A 7,037-nucleotide genomic window follows, 5' to 3' on the forward strand; every position below is an offset into this window, starting at 1 on the left:
CAAGGGGCAGTACTTCGAGAATCCGACGCCGGTCACCGGCCAGACCTTCTGCGAGGCGTACTGCATGATGAGCCGGCCGGTGGTGGTCTCACCGGTGAAGGCGATCTTCTTGATGCGCGGGCTGGACGCGAGGGGCTTGCCCGCCTCGACGCCGAAGCCGTTGACGATGTTCACCACGCCGGGCGGGAGCAGGTCGCCGATGACGCTCATCAGGAACAGGATCGAGGCCGGGGTCTGCTCGGCGGGCTTGAGCACCACCGCGTTGCCGGCGGCCAGCGCGGGGGCGAGCTTCCAGATGGCCATGAGGATCGGGAAGTTCCACGGAATGATCTGCCCGACAACGCCGAGCGGCTCGTGGAAGTGGTAGGCGACGGTGTCGCTGTTGATCTCCGAGATCGAACCCTCTTGGGCGCGAACGGCTCCCGCGAAGTAGCGCAGGTGATCGATCGCGAGCGGGATGTCCGCGGCCATGGTCTCGCGGATGGGCTTGCCGTTGTCCCAGCTCTCGGCCAGGGCGATGGCCTCGAGCTGCTCTTCCATGCGGTCCGCGATCCGGTTGAGGATGACCGAGCGCTCGGCGACCGAGGTCTTGCCCCACGCGGGAGCGGCGGCGTGCGCGGCGTCCAGCGCGAGTTCGATGTCCTCCGCCGTGCCGCGCGCGACCTCGCAGAAGGTCTGGCCGGTGACCGGCGTCGGATTCTCGAAGTACTGCCCCTTGACGGGCGCGACCCATTCGCCGCCGATCCAGTTCTCGTAGCGGGACTGGAAGGACATGGCGGCCCCGTCGGTGCCGGGGCGGGCGAAGACAGTCATCGAAGGCTCCTGGATGTGCTGACGATACGTGCGGTGTCAGGTGTGATCCAGAACGCTACGAGCGGGCATGTTGCAGCACCGTTGCAACAAACTGGTCAGACGCCCAATTTGCGATCCAGCAGCGTCAATTGCGCTGCGACCTGGGCGTACATCGACGAATTGCGGTCCAGCGACGCGAGATAGGCGCACCAGGCGGCGATATCGTCGCGGCCGTCCACCGAACCGGTCCAGCGCGCGAGCAAGCGGCGATCGCCCACCGCCAGCAGCGTCGCCCGCACCCGCGCGTGCAGATCGGCGCGCAACTCGACGATGCCCGGCGCGAGCGAACGCGGCAGCACCGCACCCGGATACGCGCGCAGCGCCGCCGCGGCATCACCCCGGGCCAGCGCGCGGCGCACCACGGCGATGTCGGTGTCCAGCTGCGTCAGCAGCCGATACGGCCGCGAGCCCAACCCGCTGGCGCCCACTATCTTTCGCACCCGCGACAACTCCGCGCGCACCGTCACCGGATCGAGTTCGGACTCGTCCAGCAGCATGGCCAGATGGTCGGCGCTCAAACCCTCGGGATGCTCGGCCAGCAGCAACAGAATCTCGGCGTGCCGCTGGGACAGGCGAATTCGCTCGCCGTCGACCGTCAGCGCGGGCCGCCCCGGACCCAGTACCTGCAGGCGCGCGACGGCGGGCTCCGGGCGCGCGGGCACGCCCAGCAGCCGCAGGCGCAGTTCCGATTCCGCCGCGACCACGGTGGCCCGGATCAGCGACAGCACCTCCGGCGCGGCGACCCGGGGCCCACCGGTGATGTCGATCGCGCCGATGATCTCCCCGCTCAGCGGGTCGTGCACCGGCGCGGCGGTACAGCTGAACTCGTGCACCACGCGGCTGAAATGCTCGGCCCCGAAGATCTGCACGTGATGATCGAGCGCGAGCGCGGTGCCGGGGGCATTGGTGCCGACCCTGTCCTCACTCCAGTCCGCGCCCTCCACGAAGTTCATGCCGGTGGCCTGATCCTTGACCTTCGGATCGCCCTCGACCCACAGCAACCGCCCCCGCGCGTCACTGATCGCCACCAGCAGACCCGCCTCCGCGGCGTCCTCCACCAGCAGTTTTCGCACCACCGGCCGGATCAGCGCGGTGGGATGGGTGGCGCGATAGCGGTGCAGATCCGCGCCCGCCAGCTCGACCGCACCGCCGAAGCCGTCCGGATCGACCCCGTTGCTGCGGCTGCGCCGCCAGGAGTCGAGCACCACCGACCGCACCGAATCGCCACACGGGCGCACGGTCGGCAGGGCGCTTCCCGCGAGGAACGAACTGTGCGCGACGGACATCCGCGACGCCAGTTGCGCGACGTCGTCGTCCGCCCGGACCGCGACCCACGGGCTGCCCTGCGCGAGTGTGCTCAATCGGTGTCCTTCACATCGCCCCGTCCCCCACTGTAACGCCGGTCACGATGCCGATGGCCGGGTTGCCGCGGTTGGCCGATGGCCGGGTTGCCGCGGTTGGCCGATGGCCGGGTTGCCGCGGTTGGCGGGCGCTCGAGGCCGGGTCGGCCACCCGCGACCGAGCTGGGCCGGGCACAGGGCCGGATGGACGACGCTTGGGACGAATCATGCAATTTGATAGGTCCGTGGGTGGCGGGCGAGCGCACCCCGTACGGTGCCAGGTAGGCGGAGTCGACCCTAGTCATTCGGATACGGCGACCCGGCGTGGCTTCCGGGAAGTATTCATATGACCTCGACACAACCCTCGGATCTGTTCGCTGAGCAGGGCGAGTTCGGTGCGGCGCGCGCCGCTGAGCGCGCGGCGACAGCCCGGCAGAACGCACTGGCGAGCCGCACCATCGCGAGCCGGGCCCTGGACGCCGCGGACTGCCGCTACCTGTTGGACATGCTCGGGCTCGGGTCGCCGGGCACCGAAGCGGACCCGGTGTAGGCGCCGCCCCACCGCCGGCTCGCGGCCGCCAGTTCGCGAGCCGGAGCCAGGCGCAGACCTTCGTAAGCGGTCAGGGCCGCGGGGCCGCGGGAACCCAGGACGCCGGCGGCGAGGCTGTCCCGCAGCGCGAGGGCGTCATCGACGCTCGCGTTGTCACCGTGACCGATCGCCGGGGCCCGCGTGTAGGCCGCCGATCCCAGCAGGGCCACCCGGCCGTGCGCCAGGCGCTCGGGCAGTTGATCACCGGTCGGCGCGCCGTGGACGAGACCCTGTTCGAAGCACTCCGCCACCGCCGCACCCCACGGGGCGGGCCAGCGGCGGCGGGCCTGCTCGGCCAGCTTCGCGGCCAGGTCCGGCGGGAACAACTCGGGCTCGAGGCCACGCAGAATCCGCCCGTCGCGGATACAGCCGTGTGCTTCGAGCAGCCGGGCCCGGGTCGGGTCGTGCCAGGCGAAACCCATGGCGCGCAAGCCTTTCGACGGGATTCGGCCGGTCAGCCCCGGCAGTGGGCGCGCCACCAGGACCTGTTCCCCGGATACGAACGTCGCCTCGCCGACCGCGGCGCCCGCCGGGAACGCGTCGTCGGCGATCCAGCCGCGCCAGGTGAGATATCCCGAGTAACCCGCCGACGCCCGGTCCGGATCGACCGCGGCGCGCGCCGGGCCGTGCCCGCCGTCCGCCCCGATCAGCACATCCGCCTCGAACTCCGCCGAACCGGTTGCGGCATAGGCGAAATCGTCGTCCTGATCCACCTCGGTGACATCGGAACCGAGCCGCAGGTCGAGCCCGATCACCCGGGCCGCCACCTCCGCGAGCCAGTTGTGCAGCGCGTTGAAACCGGTCGGACGGCGATGGCCGTGGAGATAGGCCAGGGCGTCCTCCGGATCCTCCCCGGTCACCGCGCACAGCAGCCGATAGTCCACGCCCAGCCCGCCGCGTCCGTCGAACGCGTCCCGCGACTCCAGCACCGTTGTTCGAATGCCATTGCGCGCCAGCGCGATCGCGGCGGCCAGTCCGCCTATCGATCCACCCACCACAATGGCGCTTCCCTTGCCCCGCACGCACTGTCCTCCCGATAGAAGCAACACCCGCCCGGCTGCGAGCCGCACCGGGCCGCACGCTGCGCGCAACCCTACCGGCGGCGCGCGCCGAACCCGCCGATCCCCTGCGCGACATCGACACGCTGAAAAGTTGCTATGCCATACCAAATCGTTGCCTGCGCGCGGCACACCCGTGCTCAAATAACAATGCGAACAGTTGGTTTCTGGCTAAGATCAGCGCCAGAACACTGTAAACGGCGGCCCAGGATGCGCTTCACCTTGCCGTCGGCACTTCGGAGAAGAGGGCTTCATCGCATGAATTTCCAGAAGAGTCACGAAGACAAAGAGTTTGCCGGAATATCGCGGAAGATGTTCTCGGTGGGCGAGACCGGCGGCCGCATCATCCTCGGCCCGGTTCCCCACATCGGGCGGGACATCGGTTCGATCACCGACCACCGGCAGCTGCCCGGTCTCGAAACACCGGAAGAAGCCCGATAATTCGCCCGCGGGGCCCCCGCTGATCCGGACGGCACGACCACCGAGAACATCAACGGACGCGTTCACCGCGCCGGGGTGATCGGCGACCCAGGACAGGTGCCTCCGACGGGGCGTCGAGCATCCGATCACGGTGAGCGGCAACCAATTCGGTGATCGCCATACGATCGCGGCCCGCGCCGCGATCGGTATCAGCTACTCGCCCCGCACGCGTCGGGTGTCGTATGCCCACATCGCGATCTCGACACGGTTGCGCGCGCCGAGCTTGGCCATCAGGGCCGCGACGTGGGACTTGACCGTGCTCAAGCCGACGAAGAGCGCGGCGGCGATCTCGGCGTTGGTCCGGCCGCGGGCCACCAGCGCGAGCACCTCCTCCTCGCGCTCGGTGAGCGGGTCGATGGGCTGAACCGGCGCCGGCGGCCGCTGGTCGGCGAAGGTCGCGAGCAGCCGGCGGGTCACGTTGGGGGCGATGAGCGCGTCTCCGGCGGCCGCCGCGCGAATGGCCTGCACGAGCAGCTCCGGCCCGGCGTCCTTGAGCAGGAAACCGCGAGCGCCGGCGCGCAGTGCGCCGAGAACGTACTCGTCGAGGTCGAAGGTGGTGATCACGACGACCGCCATCGGGTCGGCCACGCCGGGCCCCGCCAGGCGCCGTGTCACCTCGACGCCGTCGAGTCCGGGCATCCGGATGTCGACGAGCAGGACGTCGGGCCGCAGCCGGGCCGCCAGGTCGAGCGCGGCGAGCCCGTCCGCCGCCTCCCCCACGACCTCTAGATCGGGATAGGCACCGAGGATCATCACCAGCCCGGTTCGGACCAGGTCCTGGTCGTCGGCCACGACGACCCGGATGCTCATGCCGGCCCCAGCATCGGCAGCACGACCTCGACCACCCAGCCGCCCTCGGGACCGGGGCCCGCGGACAGCGTTCCGCCGAGCAGCTGGGCGCGTTCACCCATGCCGAGCAGGCCGAAGCCGGGCTCCGGTACCGGCCCCGGCTCGGTCCGCCCGTCGTCGCTGACCCGCAGCCGGACGGCGTCGCCCGCCCGGCGGACGTCGATCCCGACCCGGGTCGCGCCCCGAGCGTGGCGTACGGCGTTGGTCAGCGACTCCTGCGCGAGCCGGTAGAGCGCGGCGTCGACGGGTCGCGCCAGCCGCGTCAGCGAACCGTCCAGGGAAACTTCGACACCGGGCGTCGCGTCGGTGCGCGCCAGCGCGGGCAGGTCCGCGACACCCGGCGCGGGTGCGTAGGCGGCGGCCCCGTCCTCACGCAGCACCCGCACCATCGACCTCATCTCCGCCAGGGTTCGCGATGCTTCGGACTCTATCGCGGCCAGGATCTCGGCGGCCTGCTCCGGCCGGGTGCGGGCGACCACGCCACCGGCCTGCGCCTGCACCGCGATGGCCGAGACGTGGTGGGCCACGGTGTCGTGCAGCTCGCGTGCCAGCGCCACCCGCTCCTGATTGCGGATCTCGCGCTGCCGGCGATGCCAGAGATCCGCGCGGTAGCGGAACACCACCGCCAGCGCGACGAACAACAGCAGCAGGACGATGCCACCGAAGACATCGGCCGGGCCCGCGGCCGCCGCGTACATCCCCAGCGCGACAACGACTGTCACGAATGCCGTCCCCCAGAGCATCTCGCGTCCCGAACCCCACCGCACCAGGGAGTACAGCAGGATCGGGATGACCATCATGGAGTAGAGGCCGAGGTCCCCGGTACGCCCGGCGAGCTGGAGGACCGAGAGCAGCCCGGCGACACCCCACCCCAGCAGGGCGGCGGTGAGCGGGCGGCTCCGCCGCCAGAGCAGGGCGGGCACCAGCGCCAGGGCGAGGACCGCCGCCACGGGAAGCCGGGACGAGCCCGCCCGGACGATGCACTCGACCACGGTGGCGGCCACGAAAACGCCCACCAGCAGCCAGTCCAGCCGGCCGACGGGCGGGGCGTCGCCGGGTCTCGGCTCGTGCCGGAGGGAGTGCCGGAAGGTGACCACGACTCCAGCCTAGGGATCGGCACGCCGCGGCGGACCAGCCGAAAGGACGAGAGCGAACTCGTGCCATCGGCCGGGCGAACTCCGGCCTCCGGGCGGGTGTGCCCGCCGCCGGGCTCGACGATCGTGGACCTACCGACCCACAGCAGCAACGGAGCCCGCCATGACACCCCATCACCCCACCACCGCACTGGAAGACCCGCCGATCCCGGTGCGCGCCAAGCTCGCCGCGTGCTGGGCGAGCTTCATGTTCCTGTACGTCTACGTGGACATTCTCAACTTCTACACACCCGGCGTCATCGACGAGATCCTCGACGGCAAGGTCTTCGAGTTCGATGTCTCCCAGACCTTCTCGATCACGGCGCTGACCCTCATGGCCGTCCCGATCTTCATGATCGCGCTGTCGATGATCATGCCCGCCGGGGCGAGCCGCGTCGCGAACCTGGCCGTCGCCGTGCTCTACGTCCCCGTCACGGTCTTCAACGTGTCGGGCGAGACGTGGTTGTTCTTCTACGGCCTCGGTGTCGCGCTGGAGCTGGTCCTGCTCGCCCTCATCCTGCGGTTCGCCTGGACCTGGCCCCGCACCGCGCCTTCGGCGACCGCCTCGACCGGCCCGGATCGTACGGGCGTTCGTGCCCAGCGGGCGTGAACCGAGGCAGACACGCGCACGCGAAAGTGGCCCGGAACCGCTCGCTTACCGGCCACGTGGCTGCTGGCGGGAACTTGCCGGGGCCCAAGCCGCGGCACGCTCGCGTTGAGTGCGCGAACGGCACCC

Annotated in this window: 7 protein-coding genes and 1 pseudogene; 3 read left to right on the forward strand and 5 right to left on the reverse strand. The window is 70.6% G+C overall.

Annotated features, from left to right (window positions below; genetic code table 11):
- Positions 1 to 813: pseudogene (gene adh, locus ABZ319_RS39425) on the reverse strand (aldehyde dehydrogenase); the annotation flags it as partial.
- 95 nt (positions 814 to 908) lie between these two features.
- Positions 909 to 2,138: a transcriptional regulator gene (locus tag ABZ319_RS39430; RefSeq protein WP_354991710.1), complete on the reverse strand. Its 1,230-nt coding sequence runs from the start codon at positions 2,136 to 2,138 to the stop codon at positions 909 to 911.
- Positions 2,139 to 2,538: 400 nt separating this feature from the next.
- Between ABZ319_RS39430 and ABZ319_RS39435 the strand changes: the two genes are divergently transcribed.
- Entirely contained in the window at positions 2,539 to 2,742 is a 204-nt protein-coding gene (locus tag ABZ319_RS39435) for a hypothetical protein (RefSeq protein ID WP_354991704.1), read from the forward strand.
- Here ABZ319_RS39435 and ABZ319_RS39440 read toward each other — a convergent pair.
- On the reverse strand, positions 2,685 to 3,803 hold the full coding sequence (locus ABZ319_RS39440) for an FAD-dependent monooxygenase (RefSeq protein WP_354991705.1): 1,119 nt from the start codon (positions 3,801 to 3,803) through the stop codon (positions 2,685 to 2,687). The genes ABZ319_RS39435 and ABZ319_RS39440 overlap by 58 nt on opposite strands.
- Before the next feature lie 294 nt (positions 3,804 to 4,097).
- Here ABZ319_RS39440 and ABZ319_RS39445 point away from each other — a divergent pair, with 294 nt between their 5' ends.
- Entirely contained in the window at positions 4,098 to 4,280 is a 183-nt protein-coding gene (locus ABZ319_RS39445; protein WP_354991706.1) for a hypothetical protein, read from the forward strand.
- 192 nt (positions 4,281 to 4,472) lie between these two features.
- Here the strand turns inward: ABZ319_RS39445 and ABZ319_RS39450 are convergent, their stop codons facing one another.
- Together ABZ319_RS39450 and ABZ319_RS39455 are read right to left on the reverse strand one after the other, a co-directional pair.
- Positions 4,473 to 5,129: a response regulator transcription factor gene (locus ABZ319_RS39450; protein WP_354991707.1), complete on the reverse strand. Its 657-nt coding sequence runs from the start codon at positions 5,127 to 5,129 to the stop codon at positions 4,473 to 4,475.
- Positions 5,126 to 6,265: a sensor histidine kinase gene (locus ABZ319_RS39455; protein WP_354991708.1), complete on the reverse strand. Its 1,140-nt coding sequence runs from the start codon at positions 6,263 to 6,265 to the stop codon at positions 5,126 to 5,128. Before ABZ319_RS39455 ends, ABZ319_RS39450 begins: the two co-directional genes overlap by 4 nt.
- Before the next feature lie 160 nt (positions 6,266 to 6,425).
- Here ABZ319_RS39455 and ABZ319_RS39460 point away from each other — a divergent pair, with 160 nt between their 5' ends.
- On the forward strand, positions 6,426 to 6,911 hold the full coding sequence (locus ABZ319_RS39460; RefSeq protein ID WP_354991709.1) for a DUF6326 family protein: 486 nt from the start codon (positions 6,426 to 6,428) through the stop codon (positions 6,909 to 6,911).
- Positions 6,912 to 7,037 lie beyond the last annotated feature (126 nt).

The organism is Nocardia sp. NPDC005978 (genome assembly GCF_040614455.1).
In the GTDB taxonomy this organism is placed as follows: domain Bacteria; phylum Actinomycetota; class Actinomycetes; order Mycobacteriales; family Mycobacteriaceae; genus Nocardia.